Source organism: Novosphingobium sp. 18050 (assembly GCF_902706195.1).
In the GTDB taxonomy this organism is placed as follows: domain Bacteria; phylum Pseudomonadota; class Alphaproteobacteria; order Sphingomonadales; family Sphingomonadaceae; genus Novosphingobium.
On the sequence record NZ_CACSJO010000021.1, the window covers coordinates 36,976 to 53,360 of the forward strand.

At 62.9% G+C, this 16,385-nt stretch carries 14 protein-coding genes; 6 read left to right on the plus strand and 8 right to left on the minus strand.

Translation table 11 applies throughout. From position 1 onward, the window contains the following. The first annotated feature begins 101 nt into the window (after positions 1-101). Positions 102-2,060 (plus strand): glycosyltransferase, encoded by a 1,959-nt coding sequence (locus tag GVL61_RS18335; RefSeq protein WP_159982102.1) that lies wholly within the window; start codon positions 102-104, stop codon positions 2,058-2,060. A gap of 25 nt (positions 2,061-2,085) precedes the next feature. Here GVL61_RS18335 and GVL61_RS18340 read toward each other — a convergent pair whose 3' ends face one another. Then, positions 2,086-3,270: a polysaccharide biosynthesis/export family protein gene (locus GVL61_RS18340; RefSeq protein ID WP_235037781.1), complete on the minus strand. Its 1,185-nt coding sequence runs from the start codon at positions 3,268-3,270 to the stop codon at positions 2,086-2,088. A gap of 130 nt (positions 3,271-3,400) precedes the next feature. Further along, positions 3,401-4,063, minus strand: a complete 663-nt coding sequence (locus GVL61_RS18345) for an ABC transporter ATP-binding protein (protein ID WP_159982103.1) — start codon at positions 4,061-4,063, stop codon at positions 3,401-3,403. A gap of 172 nt (positions 4,064-4,235) precedes the next feature. Between GVL61_RS18345 and GVL61_RS18350 the strand changes: the two genes are divergently transcribed. Continuing rightward, positions 4,236-5,513, plus strand: coding sequence for a hypothetical protein (locus GVL61_RS18350; RefSeq protein ID WP_159982104.1), 1,278 nt, complete (start codon positions 4,236-4,238; stop codon positions 5,511-5,513). A gap of 53 nt (positions 5,514-5,566) precedes the next feature. Here GVL61_RS18350 and GVL61_RS18355 read toward each other — a convergent pair whose 3' ends face one another. The 3 genes from GVL61_RS18355 to GVL61_RS18365 form a co-directional block, all read right to left on the minus strand. Next, positions 5,567-6,448 carry a lipopolysaccharide biosynthesis protein gene (locus tag GVL61_RS18355; protein ID WP_200844923.1) on the minus strand — a complete coding sequence of 294 codons (882 nt, stop codon included), beginning with the start codon at positions 6,446-6,448 and terminating at the stop codon, positions 5,567-5,569. A 324-nt stretch (positions 6,449-6,772) separates the two neighbouring features. Continuing rightward, the gene (locus tag GVL61_RS18360) at positions 6,773-7,594 is read right to left on the minus strand and encodes an ABC transporter permease (RefSeq protein ID WP_159982106.1); all 822 of its coding nucleotides are present in this window, start codon (positions 7,592-7,594) and stop codon (positions 6,773-6,775) included. A 61-nt stretch (positions 7,595-7,655) separates the two neighbouring features. Further along, positions 7,656-8,999, minus strand: coding sequence for a glycosyltransferase family 1 protein (locus GVL61_RS18365; RefSeq protein ID WP_235037782.1), 1,344 nt, complete (start codon positions 8,997-8,999; stop codon positions 7,656-7,658). Between the two features lie 135 nt (positions 9,000-9,134). Between GVL61_RS18365 and GVL61_RS18370 the strand changes: the two genes are divergently transcribed. The 3 genes from GVL61_RS18370 to GVL61_RS18380 all read left to right on the plus strand — a co-directional run bounded on the left by GVL61_RS18370 (position 9,135) and on the right by GVL61_RS18380 (position 11,190). Next, the gene (locus tag GVL61_RS18370) at positions 9,135-9,836 is read left to right on the plus strand and encodes a ParA family protein (RefSeq protein WP_159982107.1); all 702 of its coding nucleotides are present in this window, start codon (positions 9,135-9,137) and stop codon (positions 9,834-9,836) included. After that, positions 9,833-10,210, plus strand: a complete 378-nt coding sequence (locus GVL61_RS18375) for a stability/partitioning determinant (protein WP_159982108.1) — start codon at positions 9,833-9,835, stop codon at positions 10,208-10,210. The genes GVL61_RS18370 and GVL61_RS18375 overlap by 4 nt, the downstream gene beginning before the upstream one ends. A gap of 344 nt (positions 10,211-10,554) precedes the next feature. Beyond that, positions 10,555-11,190, plus strand: coding sequence for an outer membrane protein (locus GVL61_RS18380; RefSeq protein WP_159982109.1), 636 nt, complete (start codon positions 10,555-10,557; stop codon positions 11,188-11,190). An 89-nt stretch (positions 11,191-11,279) separates the two neighbouring features. Here GVL61_RS18380 and GVL61_RS18385 read toward each other — a convergent pair whose 3' ends face one another. The 3 genes from GVL61_RS18385 to GVL61_RS18395 all read right to left on the minus strand — a co-directional run bounded on the left by GVL61_RS18385 (position 11,280) and on the right by GVL61_RS18395 (position 14,568). Then, entirely contained in the window at positions 11,280-11,570 is a 291-nt protein-coding gene (locus GVL61_RS18385) for a hypothetical protein (protein ID WP_159982110.1), read from the minus strand. Between the two features lie 247 nt (positions 11,571-11,817). After that, on the minus strand, positions 11,818-12,651 hold the full coding sequence (locus GVL61_RS18390; RefSeq protein WP_159982111.1) for a helix-turn-helix domain-containing protein: 834 nt from the start codon (positions 12,649-12,651) through the stop codon (positions 11,818-11,820). Positions 12,652-13,305: 654 nt separating this feature from the next. Continuing rightward, positions 13,306-14,568, minus strand: coding sequence for a capsule biosynthesis protein (locus tag GVL61_RS18395; RefSeq protein WP_159982112.1), 1,263 nt, complete (start codon positions 14,566-14,568; stop codon positions 13,306-13,308). Between the two features lie 272 nt (positions 14,569-14,840). On the opposite strand from GVL61_RS18395, the gene GVL61_RS18400 reads away from it, so the two are divergent. Then, complete coding sequence (locus GVL61_RS18400) at positions 14,841-16,382, plus strand: LTA synthase family protein (RefSeq protein WP_235037783.1); 1,542 nt, start codon at positions 14,841-14,843, stop codon at positions 16,380-16,382. Positions 16,383-16,385 lie beyond the last annotated feature (3 nt).

A 16,385-nucleotide genomic window follows, 5' to 3' on the forward strand; every position in this document is an offset into this window, starting at 1 on the left:
CTATTCTCCGGCACATGCCATCGGGGCAATCTTCGTTAAACCTGATTGACGTCTTGGGCCAGCCCCATATGCCAAATCTCCCCAAGCGGACCGAGGAATCCTTGAAGCGTTTACTTGCCGATTTTTGGGGATTGCCGCTGAAGCGGGCCCGCCGCGCCGCACGATCACAAAAATGGGCCGAAGCTGCGACAGCCTATGCCAGGCACCTGCGCCGGCATCCACACGATGCGCCAAGCTGGGTCCAGTCGGGACACAGCCTCAAAGAACTTGGCAGGCTGAAAGAGGCTGCCGAAGCCTACCACCGCGCTACCCGCGAAAACCCGGCGGATGAAGACGCATGGATACATGCAGCCCATCTCGAACGGCGGCTCAGCGGCTTGCCGGCTGCCATCATGGTCTTAAAGCAAGGAATCGACGTTATTGGCATTGCCGGCGATGCGTTGATCGAGACAATGCTGGGAATGGGCGGGCGTGATCTCCTCCCTCTCGATATACAGACGGCCCTGGAAACGCGCACCGGCACTTATGCCCTCGCCCGTTACGGGGCCTTCCTCGCCGCATCCGAAAGACCTCATTGCCTTCCCGCGGGCGATGAGGTTCTGGCAGTGATCGATGCCCGCGCCGCGTCCGAAGCGTCTATCGCGGCTACCTGCGCAAGCCTTGGAGATCGGGCTTGCCATATCGTCCATGACGGCAGCAAGCGGATCCGCGAAACGCTCGGTTCCACCGTTACCTGTCTACTCCTGGTCGAAGCCGGCACCCGGATCGAGCATGACGCCGTTACCCGGCTGGCCAATGCGCTCGATCGTACCGGCGCGAAAGTGGCCTATGGCGATCATGACCACTGGACCCTTCGGGAAGACAGTGCCGGAAAGCAGGTTCCGGTTCGGCACACCCCCTGCTTTCAGCCGATGTCGGATCCCTTCTGGTTCGCGCATGAGGACGTCCGTCCGCCCTGCATGATCGTCACGCGCGACACCGCGCTGAGCCGTGATCACTGGGACGACATATTTGTCGCTCCCACGGCCCTCCCCGGCCCCTGCTCCCACGTTCCACTGGTTCTCGCCAGTCGGCAGGCGGGCCTCACACCCGCTCCCGCTGCTACGGCGACCACCGTACGGCTGCCTGAAACCGAGCATCCTTCGATCCAGGTAATCATCCAGACCCGCGACGCGCCCAGCATGCTGGATCGCTGCGTCAACAGTCTGTGGCGCACAGCCTCTCGGCCTGATCTGCTCGACGTGCTGATCGTGAACAATCGCAGTGTCCTGCCTGAAACCGCCGCCCTGCTGGCCAGATGGGCAGACCAAGGCATCGCCCGCACCCTGCCGCACGACGAGGATTTCAACTGGGCGCGCGCCAACAATCTTGCAGTCCAGATGGGAAGTGCCCCCATCATCCTATTCCTGAACAACGATGTAGAAATGGAAACGCCGAACTGGGACGATGCGCTTCGCCGCTACCTGGCCCGGACCGACGTGGGTATCGTGGGCGCGCAGCTGCTCTATCCCGACCGGCTCATCCAGCACGGCGGCGTGATCTTCGGCATGAGCTCCGCCGCAGGAGAACCGGGCGGGCCAGTTCATGAAGGGGTGGGCAAAGGCCTCGGCCCGCCGCCGAGCGGTCCTTGCGACAGGTGGAGCAGACCACGCCTTGCCGCAGCCGTGACCGGCGCCGTGCTGGCGACGACCCGCAGCCTGTTCGATGCCGTCGGCGGTTTCGAGGAACGTCTGCCGGTCGCCTTCAACGACATCGATTTCTGCCTGCGCTGCCGCGCGGCGAACCTTCTGGTCGTCCAGGCATCGGATATTGCGGCGGTGCACCGGGAATCCGCCACGCGCGGCGTCACCTCGGCCCCGGCCGAACAAGCGCGGGAACATGCCCACTGGTCCTGGCTCAGGGACCGCTGGGGCGGAGCGCTCGATCTGGACCCGGCCTACAATCCGCACTGGGTCAGGACCGGGCCCCCCTTCGACGGCATTTCCATGCCCACCCAGGAGGCACTGGACGCATGGATCGCAGCCAGCGCCCGCCCGCAACCTTGGTCAATCGACGGTTAGCGCCATGCCGATAGCAGCGCTGCGATCAGTTCTTCGTTAGCGCCTGTGCCGTGATCAACGGCGAGAAGAGCTGGTTGATGATGCCTACCAGCTTGCTCGGCTGATTGGCCGAAGCATTGGCAATATAGATCACGTCCTTGTCCTGCATACTGACGCGCTGGGCCAGGAAGTAGGACGCGGGCTGCATCAGGTTCAGCCGGTAGATGACGGGCTTTGCGCCCGATCCGGGCGTGATTGAATCGTCATAGCGAAAAACGAAGACCGCCGTTGGGTCCGCCATGGAATCCAGCGGCCCCTGCACGCGGGCAAGCGCCTCTGCCAGCGACACTGAGCCGGTATCGAACGAAACCTGCGAAACCTTACCCGTCGCACCGAATACCGTGAAGCTTCTGGGCCGCTGGACCAGCTCGATATGATCCTTGGGCCTCAACACCAGGTCATCGCGCGACGATGCGGGAATGGCATCCAGCCTTTGCTCGATGATGCGGCCATCGCGTTCGAAACGGACCAGCGTATCCTCGGACGAAGCGCCGGCGCCGCCCGCCAGGGCAATGACGTCGAGCAGGCGCTCACGGTTGAACGTCAGGTCGTAACGACCCGGCTTGCGCACGTTGCCCGCCATGATCACCGTGTTCGACAGGTTCTGCGCGATGGTGACTATAGTCTGGGGCCGCTGCGAAAGACCGCCCAGCTTGCGGTTGATCTGCGCTTCGACCTGCCCGGGAGTAAGCCCCTGCACCTGCAGCGTTCCCACGTAAGGCAGCGCAATCATGCCCTCGTTGTTGACCACCACCTGCGGGAACCTCTCGCTATGGGCAGAGGGGTCGAACCCGTCACCACGCGAAGGCCCGGTGCGCGCAAACAACGACACGCCGACTTCATAGATGCTGATGTTCAGGACATCACCCGGCCCCAGTATGTCCATACCTGCCGGTGCCTCCAGCAAGGCCAGCGACATCGTCGCTGCCGAGCGGGCCTTCTGCGCACTGTTCAGCGCGTCGACCGCCGTGCTGTCCAGCGGCACGATATCGAACTGAAACTCGCTTTGCCTGTCTTCCGCCCGCTTAACGATCTGTCCGGCCGTAGGTCCGCTGGATGGCAGCGTGGCGCAGCCGGACAGCATGATTCCGGCCAGAAGCGGGAGCGCAAGCATCGCCTTGCGGGACATCTTCCCCCGGCACGCATCCTGGGACTTCGTGATAATGGTCATTGGTAAAACCGGACTCAAAGAAGACAACATGGGCAATACTCAGGGAAGGAGCCCAGCGAGCCGGACAGGGAGCCATTAAAGGAGCCCGTCCAATTTCCAAGCTACAAAATTCAGGTGGGAAACGCCGCGATCAGATGCCGCGCATCTGCAGCCGGCTATGAACGTCGCAAGCCTCGGCGACATCGTCGAAATGAACAAGCGATCCGCCGAAAAGCACGGCTCCTCGCGTGCAGTAGGCTTTCAGGGTGCCCGGATCGTGCGAGGTCATGATCAGGGTGCCGCGCGCACGCCGGGCCGCCAGCGCCGCTTCCGAACGGGCACGGAACCGCTCGTCGCCGGCGCCGGTGATCTCGTCCACCAAGTAACAGTCGAAGTCGATCGCCAGACTGATGCCGAAGGCGAGGCGTGCGTTCATGCCGGCGGAATAGGTTTTGACAGGCTGGCGAAAATATACGCCGAGCTGTGCGAAGTCTTCCACGTAATCGAGCAGTTCCTGCTCGGGTTTTTTATAGACGCGCGCGATGAACCGCGCGTTGTCGGCGCCTGTCAGGCTGCTCTGGAAGGCGTTAGCATAACCTATCGGCCAAGACGTCGTCATCGAGCGGGTAACCTTCCCGACGGTCGGTTGCTCGACCCCCGAAATCAGGCGCATCAAAGTGGATTTGCCTGCGCCATTAGCGCCGCAGATGCCGATCGCTTCGCCTTTGGAAATGGTGAAATTGAGATCGGAAAAGACCGTCTTTTCGAACTTGCGACCGTGGTAGGTCTTGCCGACATTCTCGAAGCGTATCACTTGAAACGTTCCTCTGCCTGTCTGACGCGCAAACAGCTCCCGCCCCCGAAAGACAACACCTTAAAGCAAGCCGGGTGGATTTTCCATAGCCTCCGCCGGTTGAGGCACAGCCGCGCTTCAGCCGGCTCTCCGAACATTGCTTCCCTACCGGAAACTGGTAGGAAAATCCGCGATGAACGATACTCTGGACGTGACGGCCCATTTGGCCGAACCTCTGCACCTGGATCCTTTCGGAAGCCATCCGGGCCGGGCAAGCAGACTCCCGGGATTGGGCGGGCACGAGCCATCCGCCGATCCGTCCTACGTCTTTCAGACGCTGCATTGCCGGCCCGCGATCACACGGGTTCGGGCAACGATATGCTTTTCCGAACTTTCAGCGACACATGGCACCCTAGTCGTCCAGGTTCTGGCGCGCTCCGCATTTCCCGGCGCCGACAGCGTAGCGCTGGAAACGAAAGTATTCGACATCGCCGAGCTCGCCAGAACCGGCGGCATCGTGGAAGTCGGCTTCGATAGTTTCCGCAACGCACTTTATGCGATTGCCGGCAGCATCAACGATGAAACGGATGCAACCGCCTCGCATATCAGCATTTCGGTCGATCAGCGGGCAACGTCAGAACAGCATGGCAAGGACTGGGGATGGCGATCCACCCCCCTTACTGCGTCAGCGTCCGGGCCTGACGAGGCGATGATCCAGCGGCTGCTGAAGGACCTAATTCCACCTACGCTGGAGGAGCCTTCATCGCAAGTCGGTTCGCCCAATCAGTGCCGCCAGCCAGCGTTCGCTTCAGCCATGGAGGCCCTGCATCGGCCGGCGAAGCCCAGCTTCGAGAATTGGTCCCTCGCCTATCTCCTGAGGGCCATCGACCGTTTCGCTCCCCGCAAGACAGACTGCAATATGCTGGGGTATATCGGCGATGGACCGATGCCCCTGATCTCGTATTTCGCCGCAAGGCAATGCGAGGTCCTTGCCATGCGTTCCAGCCCTTCGGACGCGGAAAAACCCGATCCGGGCGCGGAATTGCTGAACCTGTTCATTCCCGAGCTTTGCGAAGAAGACGAATTCTTCGCACACGCCCATTTCACGGCAGGCGACATCCGTTACCCACCCCCCAGCTTTCGCGATCAGTTCGACATCATCTGGTCTATCGGCGCCAACCGGGTGATGACGCCTCATGATTTCGCTAATTTTGTCGTCAACGGCCTCAGCAGTGCCAAGCCGGGCGGCGTTGCGATCCATGTTTTCGATTACGTGGAGGACGTGAACGCCACGGACACCAATTGCCTCACCCGCAACAATATCGAACGCATGACGACAATGGCGCTTTCGCATTTCAACGAAGTGGCCAGATTACGCTTTCAGCGCGAGGCGACGCCGCCGTCCTTTGTAACCCCTGACACAGCGCAAGTGCTGCCCTTTGGCATCGTGATACGCCGCGGCGGCGGCTGAATGCGGCGTGCCTGCAAAGCGGGGGCTGCGGAACACCGCCGCCCCCGCCGCGATCAGGCTGCGTGTTCGCGTACACCTGCAAGGATCAGCCAACCGATCCCGTAAGCGACACAGAGAGCAAGAAACGTGATCAGCACGATCCGCGCGCGCTGGGGAAACAGCGACTTCACCGCAAGATTGGGTTCCACCACGCGATCGACGTAGAGCTGCTGCCGCGTCGCTTCCTGTTGTGCCGAAATGAGGGAGGCCGCAGCTGCGGTGTAACTTTTGCCGGCAAATTCCTGCTGCACGCGCAAGTCTTCGTAATCGCCCAGATTGGACGCGACGGCCTTGGGCGATCTACCGGTCAGCTCACCGGACTGGGCTGCAATCTGCCCCTGGAGCGCACGGACCTGCCGCTGCGTGGCGATGTATTGAGGGCTGGAAGGAGAAATCACCCCGCCCATGCTGGCAAGCGATGCCTGGGCACCTGCAAGCTGCGCCTTCAGGTTGGAGACAAGGCCGATCTGCGCTTGGCCGGTCACTTCCGGATTAATATCCTGAACGGACTGGCGGAACGCGGTCATCCGGGACTGAACCTGTGAGACGCGCGCTTCGGCAAGAGCCACCTGCTTCTGCGCGGCGGATACGGCATCGCGGTAGCGGCGTTCGTTCATCCGGTTCACCTGTGCCTCACCTAGCGCCAGCAGACGATTGGCGATCACCTGCGCATCCTCGGCCCGGAACGCATGAACGGTCAGGGTTGTGATACCGTTGTCGCGGTCGTTGTGGACCTTCACCATTCCCCGGAAGTATTTGACGAGTTCTTCGGGGGACGGCGTTTCCGAACCGAGCCTGCTCACAACGTCTGCTTCCGGCCTGCGGAATATCGCCACGAGATCGATTTCCTTGCGCAGTGCTGCAACAGCGCCGTGCGATTCCAGATAATCGGTCACCGCCGAAACCTGCCCCTGCGAGCCGCCCATTCCGGAAATACCGAAAAGCGAGCCGAGGCCGCCGGTTGAAATTCCAGGCGAACTGTTCGAACTGACGATGAAATGAGCCTCGGATTCATACTGATCCGCGGCGACCAGGTAATAATATCCTGCCACAAGCAACGTAGGCAAAGCGACGAAAATGAATGGCCAGCGCCATGCCGCAGCGCGGTCCCAAAAACCTCGCAGCAGTCCCTTCTGCTCAGTTTCGGGCTCCTGCGCCGATGCTTCGAACCAAGAATGGCTGTTCATAAGGATTTCTATGCCTGGATTAAGTCGTAATTATCAGGACAGGTGGATGCGGGATTTCACCGTGCGCACTGCCGTCAATCCCCACAAGGTCAACAATGCACATACGGCATTCACATAACCGAAATCCACATATTCGAGGTTTGTGTCCATGAATACGCCGTATCGAATGACTTCGAACATATGTGGGAAAGGATTATACAGAAGATAATCCCGGTAAGGCTGCGGTATCCATGAAACCATGTAGAATGCCCCGGACAACGGGATCATAAAATAGGAAAAAGGATGGATCAGGCGCTCGCAGAAACTGCGCTCGTGGGTCTCTCCGGCAATGATCATGCTCAACGCAAACGAGAACCAGAAAATATATCCTACCCCGATAAAGAGATAGAGCGGCCGTGCCGGCGGATCGGTGTAATCGAGAGCCACACAAAATGTCAGCAGGATCGTGAAGGCGGCAATTGTGCCTGCCGCCTCGAGCAAAGCACGGCCGAGCGTGATGTCGAGAACCGTTACCATGCGGTGATACAGCAGTGGCAGATTGTTGTGCACCGAGCCTTCCGCGCGGTTAACGATGCCCCGAAACATGATGAAGTTGCAATAACCCGTCACCGTGAAGGCAACCGGGTTGATGCCATGTTCACCGCTTCCGGAATGAAGCACCGAAATGATCGTGCCCAGCATCAGGGGTTCGGCGATCAGCCACAGGTAACCGATATTGTCGCGGCCATAGCGGGTATGCAGTTCCCGCATGATAACTGCGCCGATGACTCTCGCCTGGATCGCCAAGCATTCACCGAGAGAAGCACGGCGCCGGCCTGCAAGAGCTGCGGAGTGTACTGAAGGAACCTGTGCCATTGTGCAGGCCGCTTATCACTTTGTCTGCGCGTTTCCTACCGGCTTGTTCCCAGCTTTTCTATTATACCGCACCCTGCCCTGCCGCTGGTGTAGCCAGCACGCCAGCATACATGGTCTGAAGCCTTTCGCGGTAAACCGCTTCGGAAAATTTGCCCGCCTGCTCCGCCCCGGCAAGGCTCAGGTGTTCGCGCAGCGCTGCATCGCCATCGAGGCGGGCGATCCCTTCCGCGATAGATGCCGTGTTGTACGGATCGACCAGCAACGCAGCATCTCCCGCCACTTCGGGCAGCGAACTGCGCTGTGAAGTGAGTACCGGCGTCCCCAGTTGCATGGCCTCGAGCACTGGAAGCCCGAAGCCTTCAAAGATCGAAGGAAACAGCACAGCCCGGGCCGCCCGGGTCAACCGCAGCAGCGCGTTCCTGCCAAGGTAATCCAGCCTGACGATCCGCCTGTCATTGGCGGGCAACAGGCTGAGTTCGCCCTCGCTCATCCAGGCCCGCGCACCGACCAGAACCAGCGGCGTCTGAATGTCCAGGCCCAGGTAGGCCTCGATCAGCCGGCCAAGGTTCTTCTTGGGTTCCAGCGCACCGAAAAACAGGAAGTAACCGCGCGGATCAAGGCTGAACAACCCCTTTACCTGACGGGCGCTTTGTTCAAAACTCTCGCGCTTCACCTCTTCGGGAAGGAATGCTGTCTGGTATGTATTAGAGATGCGTGCGGGATCGATGCCACATTGCGCGATAATGTCCTTCCGGCTGAATTCCGACACCGTGCACAAATGATCTGCCTCGGCCACGCAGCGGCGCAACAGGCGTGTGAAGCGCGGCTTGTCGGTCAGCGTGGTATAGGGCAGCCGCAAAGGCACCAGATCGTGCACGGTGTAGATGTTGCGCGCGCCTTCTATCCGCACCGGCACCGGATAAGTCCAGTGCATGATCTCCGGCGGGCGCTCCATGCGCAATGTCAGGAAGCGGCCGGTCGTGGCGAAGTGGCGCTGCGCCACGGGAAACAAGCCTGCCGCGCTGGTAAGGCGGTCAAAAGCCGGCAAGCTTTCGGCGAAAGTCTCCTTATCCACGTTGACGGTCAGCGGCACATCGACCGCCTCGGGGCTCAGCTTGCGGTCGAGCGTCGCGCGCAGCATGCCGAAACGCCGGTGCCAGCGGCCACCGAAGACCACGCGGCCGGTCTGAACCTGGCCCACCCGATCGAAGAACAGCGTCTCGCGTAGTGCTGGATCGCGGCCTACGTGAAGACCAAAAACGCCCGTCACCTCGTGACCGGCCGATTGCAGTGTGCGTGCCAGATTCAGGCCATAAGTGGCAATGCCGGTCCCTTTAGGCATGGCGAGATTATAACCATCGATACCGATCCTGAAGTGCTGCACATCGGCTCCTTTGCGGGTCAAGTACGGGCCTGTATTGTGACTGGCAACAGGTGGCTGCCGAAAATCAAGATAGTGCCAGTAGTATCTACTTGGTACTATAATTGACATGGTAGCTACCAGATAGCTATTAACATGGTGGAAGAGGGAGAATCGTCCATGCCCACCATCGTTTTCGTCAGTCCCAAGGGCGGTGTGGGCAAGACCACTGCTGCACTGCTCCTCGCCTCGGAACTGGCGCGCGCAGCGCCGGTAACCGTGGTCGATGCCGATCCCAACCATCCAATCGCCGCCTGGGCCAGGGGTGCCGCCCTGCCCGAAACCCTTTCGGTCCTCGCCGATGTCGATGAGGATAGCATCATCGACAGGATTGAGGAGGCCGCTGCGAAAACGCCCTTCGTCGTCGTCGATCTTGAGGGCACTGCCGCCAAGATCGTGCTGCTGGCGGTAAGCCAGGCCGATCTGGTGGTGATCCCGATGCAGGGCTCGCAGCTCGACGCCGAGCAGGCAAGCCGGGCCATCCGCGTACTGAAGCAGCACGAGAAGATGACTGGGCGCGCAGTGCCCTTCGGCGTGCTGCTGACGCGCACCAGCCCGATCATCCGCACCCGCACCATGGGCCACATCCAGGGCGGCCTGCTTGATGCCGGGGTGCCGGTGTTCGATGCCCAGCTCAACGAGCGCGAGGCGTTCCGTGCGGTGTTCTCGTTCCAGCAGACGCTGGGAAACCTCGATCCGCGCGAAGTATCCAACCTCGACAAGGCGCAGGCCAATGCCGAGCAGTTCGCCGCCGAAGTGATCGCCCGTCTGCGCGAAAGCCGCAAAAGTGCCCCTGCCGGTGAAGTGGAGGCGGCACGATGAGCGCCGCTCCCCCCCCCTCCCCGCCCCGCGCCAATCCCTTTGGCGACCTCGATGACTTCGCCGCCCAAGGCGCACCCAAGCCGGTTCCCGCCGCCGCAATCGAAGAGATCGCCAGGCACAGCGGCTTCCCGAGCCGCAAGGCCCGGGCCGAACCCGCAGAGGCTCCTGCATCCGAACCGGCGAAAGCTCCTGCCCCGCCTGCCCGCGTCCAGCGCCGCCGCACCACCGGGCGCAACCGCCAGATCAACATCAAGGCAACCGAAGAAACGATCGCCGAACTCTACCGTATCGCCGACGACCTCGACCTGCCGCTCGGCGCAGTGCTGGAACGCGCGCTTGAGGCGCTGAAAGGCACAGTCGTTTCCGAAGGATAACCGCAGCGGAAAAGCTGCACGGGTATCTGATTGGTATCTCAAAGATACCTTTCAGATACCGTTGGATATCTCCCAAATGCGAGCCTCCTGACCGATACGTCCGGCTCTGCCAGATCTGCGCGGGGATCCATTGATGAATACATCATGGAAGCGCGCAAGATCTGCCACGCGCCCGCTTGAGATACCAAAAAGGATACCAACTAGATATCCTTCGGTATCATCTTGATACCATTGTTGCTCCAAGGTCACACCCTCGTCGCAATCCCTAATGCTTTCCTGTTTTACGGAAACCCCGTCCCCTTCTTGCGGTTTGTTCATCTGACTAACACACCAAAGGACGTTTTATGAATATCAAGGCGATCACTCTCACGGCCGTGATTGCGGCCGGGATCGCGGCCCAGCCGGCTTTCGCGCAGGACGCGACGCCGACCGGTACCGAAGTCTCCTCCAATGGCACCGGCTTCCGCGGCATCCGCGTCGAGGGCAACCTGGGCGGCGACCGCTTCCAGTCGGAAGGCAACCATAACGACAAATTCGGCTACGGCGGCACCGTCGGCTTCGACGGTACGATTGGCGAGCGTATCGTGATCGGCGCTGAAGGCAGCTACTGGACGCCCGGCAAGGGTAACGAGAACTCCACCAACCTGGGCGGCGGTTACAGCGTCGACCATAAGGCATTCGAGGAATGGGGCGCTGCGGTGCGTGCCGGCTATCTTGTGACCCCGCAGATGCTGGTCTTCGGCAAGGCCGGTTACGTCAACGGCGAACAGCGCAAGCGCATCGAAGGTCCGACCGGCGATACCCTGGTCTATGACCACTACCGTGCCGACGGCTACCAGGTCGGCGGCGGCGTCGAGTACACCGTGATGCCGCAGGGCCGCCTGCCGGTCTATGTGAACGCACAGTACGTCTACTCGAATTACCACGGTGACACCGGCCGCCAGCGCCTGATGGCCGGCATCGGCGTGCGCTTCAAGTAAGCCGCAGGTCGGAAAAACCGGCCAGCGACACACGAGACAAGGGCGGGCCGGATCGGCGCTTTACGGCGCTGGTCCGGCCCGCTGCCGTATCAGCGCCGCGTCTTACCCAGCGCAAGCGCGCAAGTGACGACCAGCGGGCCGAGGCAGTCGACCAACTGGTCGAGTTTGGTCCAGACCCTGAGGTCGAAGGGCCCCCACCACGGCATATTGGCGCGCAGCCCTTCGCCGTAGAGTTCGATCCAGCGATATTCGGCCTGCGCTGCCTCGCGCCCGATGAAATAGGCCGAGGCCAGACCCGCGCCCGCCCACCAGTTGCCGGTGAGGAAACCCACTGCCGCCTGGATGGCAAGAGCCAGCACGATGTGCTCGAAGTAGATCATGCCTCAGGCAACGCATGGACCCGGAACCGGCTGCGGTCGGTTATGAAGGATACTGGGTAGCTATCCGATATCCGTTGGGTACCATTCCTTTGGAAACACGGCGAAGACCGCAGGCGCGGGGGCCGTTTCGCGAGATGGACAAGCGGCCTGCTCCTCCCGGGAGCACCCGCACCGCATCGCGGTGCGGCCGGACTTTCCGGTTCAACTGGTTTTGCGGCAGGGAAGGGTGGGTTCGGTATGGGCGCCGTCAGGCGAAAGGCGGCTGGCCGTCTAGGCCAGCTCCATATGGTCTTGTTATATATGAATCAGGTAGCGGTTGCGTATCTGTCTGAGACTCGCGCTCCTGCCTGTCGAGGGCAGCTCCGAGACGAGCGAGAACCTTGCCCAGAGCGCCGCCGACATGGGCTTCGGCCAGCTCCCGGCAACTCAGCGATTTCACCATCAGCGCCATATCCTCGGCGTGGGTTTCCTCGCGGTGGGTCACGTCCTGGGGAAGCGGGGCAGGGCGCATCCAGCGCGGCAGATAGTCCGCGACGATCCGGGGCAGGAAAGTGCGGTAGGCGTTCGAGGTCTGCTCGTAGCGCGGCCCGGGGCCCTCCGCGTCCTCGATCCGCTTGAAGCGGCGCTGCCGCACCAGAAAGCCGATGCCCTCCAGAATGCGCAGGGCGCGCGCCACGGTGGCGCGGCCAAGGCTGGTCGCCTGCGCGAGGTGGTCGTAGCTGGGAAAGACCTGGCCCCTGTTGAGCCGCGAAAGCGTCAGCAGCTCCTCGAACACGCGCACGCTGGCGGCGGTCAGCGTGGTCAGCAGACCTTCCGCCGGAGTGAGGCTGCGGGTGCCGGCGCGCGCCTCGCTGCGCAGCTGGCGCCCGGCATCGAGGATGCGGCGGGCCGCACGCAGCAGGTGGTCGGTCTCTCCCTTGGCGGGAGGGGCGAAGAAGACATGTTCGAAAGTCCCCGCCTCGACGCTGCCGCGCAGCACCCGCGCACCGGTGCGGTGCGGTGCGCCGGAGCGAACCTTGCGCGCGCCCTTTGCGCCGCCAAGTGCGGCGGCCAGCGCCGTTCCCAGGGTATGCGTTCCCATTCGTCCCTCCATGGGAGGGCCGTCATCCAGACAAAAAGATGGCGTGGCGCGAAGCGCGCATCCTTGAAAACGGGTTCGGGATGGGGTAAGGAAGACGAACTAAGTTTTGTTGTTTCGTCGAGCGTTTGGCGACGCTCTTCCTTACCTCATCAGGATGCCCGGCCTTCGTGCCGGGCTTTCTTTTATGTGGTCACGGCCGGTCCCTTATTCCTCGAAAACATGGCCCGAAATCGTCGGGCCAGTCGACCGGTCTCACCGGTTCATGAAACTCGCAGCAATTGTGCGTCCGCGAAACCCAATACCGTTCGTGCTATCGAGTAGGAAAACGAAAAATCGTTCGTGCTATCGAGTAGAAATTACCCTGCGCATTCGTGCTTTCACGTAGAAATTCACCCGCCAATTCGTGCTATCGAGTAGAAATTGCGCCGCTGGATTCGTGCTTTCGAGTAGGAATTGCCCGCTTTTTCGAATCACGCGCGAATCACCTTCGGCGCCGTTTTAAAAATGCGGCGAAGATGCATGAAGCCGCCAGACGGCGCAGTCTGTCGGCCCTGTCAGAGGGGCGTCATCCCCGCGAAGGTTGGAGCCGCGATCGTCAGGATGCACGGGTCGGCGAGGCCCACCGCGCTGCCCTGCCACTCGCTCCGACGCCACTTACTCCGGTGCGAGCGGGCGTCCTTCGAGCCGGGCGACGGCGTGGCGTACCACCTTGTCCAGCCCCTCATCCGAGAAGAAGCCACCGGGGATCAGGCAGCGTTCGATCAGCACGCGGCGGAAAGCGGCGAAGGTTTCCGGGTCTGGTGCCACCGGGTCCTGCCAGAAGGCATCGATGCCGCCCTGATAGGTGATATCGGGCACGTTGTAGACCGCATGGCCCAGCACCACCACCGGCAGGCCCGCCGCCAGCGCGAAAGTGCCGCTGGTGCTGTTGATAGTGACGACGCCCAGCGAACCTTGCGTCACCGCCACGATATCGCCCGTGGCAAGATAGTCGACCCGGTCGCCCACGCCGAACAGCGCGGCGGTGTCGGCGGTCACCTGCTGCCAGTCGCGCACGCCGTTGTCGAGCGGGTGCTCCTTGACCACCAGGCGCGTGCCTGCGGGGGCGTGGGCGGCAAACGAGCCGATCACCAGCCTGAGCGCGTGAGCGATCCCGGCGAAAGGCGAGTGCAGGCGGATCTGCGCATCGGAATCGAGCTGGAGCGGGAACAGGAAATACGGATCGCCCGTGCTTTCCAGCCGTGCCATCAGCTGGCCCGAGGCGGCTTCGCGCACCTTGCGGCGCGACAGCTTGCGCCACCAGCCCATACCTTCGACCACCGGGTGCCAAGGGCGGTGGTTGCTCCAGCCCGGATAGTGCCAGCGGGTCAGCACATCGGCGAAGTTGTAGGCGAGGCCCTCGGCGGCGCGGCGGCGGAACGAGGCGGTGACTTTCGCGTGAGGGGCCACCGGCGCCAGCGCGGCGGCAGTCTCACGGTACCACACCGGATCGCGCGGCAGCGAGGAGTGGCCGTTGACCCCGCCCAGCTCCAGCGTCACCCAGTCGGGCCGGATATAGCCTTCCTCGAAGACGTGGACCGGCACACCCATATCGCGGGCGATGCGGATCGCGGGCATGTGATGGTCGCGGCAGTCGCCGAACAGGACGACGTCGGTGATGCCCTTGTCCTGCAGGACCTGCGCAAACCACTGCGGCCAGTCGGCCAGCGTGCCGCGGTACTCGATCCCGTTCGGCAGGCGCCAGAACAGGCGGTCGCCGCCGTTGAAGTTGATCTTGTGGACCGTGTGCCCGGCCGCGATCAGCCCCTGGCCGAGGCGGCGGAACAGGCGGCCCATAAGGCCCTGCAGCAGCAGCACCGTGCGCGGGGTTCCGGCAGGCTGTTCCCGGTCATGCGTGGCGGTTGGCAATTCTGGCATCCGAAAAAAGACGTGCTCCATGCTGTCCGCAAGCTGCGCGCAAGTTCGTCGATACTTACGCCGCCCGCCTTGCCGGACATGTATTTCAGACCGTTAGTGTCACCCCAGACTTGCGGCAAGCCGCAGCGCCGGGAAGACTGTTCGCAAACCCTCGTGTCGGCGCACTGGAATGCCGCACCTCCTGTTACCTGGGCGTACCTGTTATCAGGACGTAGACGCCTGATGACAGCCTTGGCCGCCCCGGCTATGTGCCCATCCCCGCGCAGGAGCCCTTGCGCGGCGCGCAAGCGGTGGTGCTTACCAAGGCGGTGACGGTGGACGGTCTGATATCGGGCGCAGGGGCATCGGCGGCCCTGCTCGCCGCCAGTGCCGCGCTCGATGCGCTGGTGCGGCCCCGGATTCCTGCCGGTAACCGGATGCGCGGTGCGGCCGGGCTGTGGCTGCTGGCCTTAATGACGGCGGCGCTGCTGGGCCTGTTCCTGATGCTCTGCGGCAATGTCCCGGTGGCCGCCGCGCTTACCCTGGCGGTGCAGGCCCTGCTGGCGGTCGCCTCCAATGCCAAGCATGCGATGCTGGGCGAGCCGCTGCTGTTTTCCGACCTTGCACTGATCGGCGCGATATTCCGCCATCCCCAGTTCTATCTTTCCGCCGTCGCCATGTGGCAGCGTATCGTCGCGGCGATCGTGGCGGCCGGGCTCCTCGCGGTGCTGGGCTGGCTTTTCGTGGCAGACCCCGCGCCGCACCTTGCCGGAGCGGCGCTGCTGGCGGGCGCGCTGACGGTGCTGGCGCTGTCGCTGCGCAGCGGGCCGTACCGGCTCCTTGCCCGTGTCCCCGACGCCCACGGCGACACTCGCCGCCTTGGCCTTTACCCTACACTGCTGCTTTACTGGCTGCGCTGGCGCGAGAGCCGCGACCCGCCGCCTTGCCCCGAACCGGCGCGGCAGCCCCCGCAGGACGCGCCCGAAATCGTCGTCGTCATCCAGTGCGAGAGCTTCGCCGACCCGGTCGAGCTGTTCGGCGATCCCGCCGCCGCGCTGCCCGGCCTTGCCTTCGCGCGCAAGAACGCCTGCCAGTGGGGCGACCTTCAGGTCAGCGGCTTCGGCGCCTATACCATGCGCACCGAATACGGCGTGCTGTTCGGGCGCGAGGAAGAAGCGCTGGGCTTTCGCCGCTACGACCCGTTCCTGACCGCGCTGGGCGAGGGCTCCTATGCCCTGCCGGCGCGGCTCAAAGGCTGGCGCAGCCTGTTCATCCACCCCCACGACATGCGCTTCTACGGACGCGACCGGATCATGCCGGAGGGTGGTTTCGCCGAGCTGGTGGGCGAGGACTGCTTCGCTCCGCCGGGGCCGGGAGAGGGCCGCTATGTCACCGACGCGGCGATGGCGGACGAGATCACGGCGCTGGCGCAGGCCGCCCGGGAGCCGAGCCTGCTCTACGCCGTGACGATCGAAAACCACGGCCCATGGGCCTCCGACGGCACACCGGGCGGCACCGACCTGATGAACGGCTACCTGCGCCTCGTGCGCAACAGCGACGCCATGCTGACCACGCTGACAGAGCGGCTGAGCGCGCTGAAACGCCCCGCGCTGCTGGTCTTCTTCGGTGACCACCGCCCCAGCATTCCGGGCGCCACCGCGCCGCCCGCTGCCGAGCCCGCCCCCGGAGCCGCCCCCGGCAGGCATACGCCTTACGTGATGGTCCGCATGGACGCAGAGGGCCGGATCGTGCCGGGCGAGGGGCGCCGCGCCGACCTGACCCCGGCGGCGCTCCACCATGCCGTGCTGGACATGGTGCTGGGCGCGCCGCTGTAGAAG

Bases quoted from the DNA above. Each gene is read 5' to 3' on its own strand.
- GVL61_RS18340 (WP_235037781.1), bottom strand. From the start codon at position 3,270: ATGACCATTATCACGAAGTCCCAGGATGCGTGCCGGGGGAAGATGTCC.
- GVL61_RS18350 (WP_159982104.1), top strand. From the start codon at position 4,236: ATGAACGATACTCTGGACGTGACGGCCCATTTGGCCGAACCTCTGCAC.
- GVL61_RS18360 (WP_159982106.1), bottom strand. From the start codon at position 7,594: ATGGCACAGGTTCCTTCAGTACACTCCGCAGCTCTTGCAGGCCGGCGC.
- GVL61_RS18370 (WP_159982107.1), top strand. From the start codon at position 9,135: ATGCCCACCATCGTTTTCGTCAGTCCCAAGGGCGGTGTGGGCAAGACC.
- GVL61_RS18375 (WP_159982108.1), top strand. From the start codon at position 9,833: ATGAGCGCCGCTCCCCCCCCCTCCCCGCCCCGCGCCAATCCCTTTGGC.
- GVL61_RS18380 (WP_159982109.1), top strand. From the start codon at position 10,555: ATGAATATCAAGGCGATCACTCTCACGGCCGTGATTGCGGCCGGGATC.
- GVL61_RS18385 (WP_159982110.1), bottom strand. From the start codon at position 11,570: ATGATCTACTTCGAGCACATCGTGCTGGCTCTTGCCATCCAGGCGGCA.
- GVL61_RS18390 (WP_159982111.1), bottom strand. From the start codon at position 12,651: ATGGGAACGCATACCCTGGGAACGGCGCTGGCCGCCGCACTTGGCGGC.
- GVL61_RS18395 (WP_159982112.1), bottom strand. From the start codon at position 14,568: ATGCCAGAATTGCCAACCGCCACGCATGACCGGGAACAGCCTGCCGGA.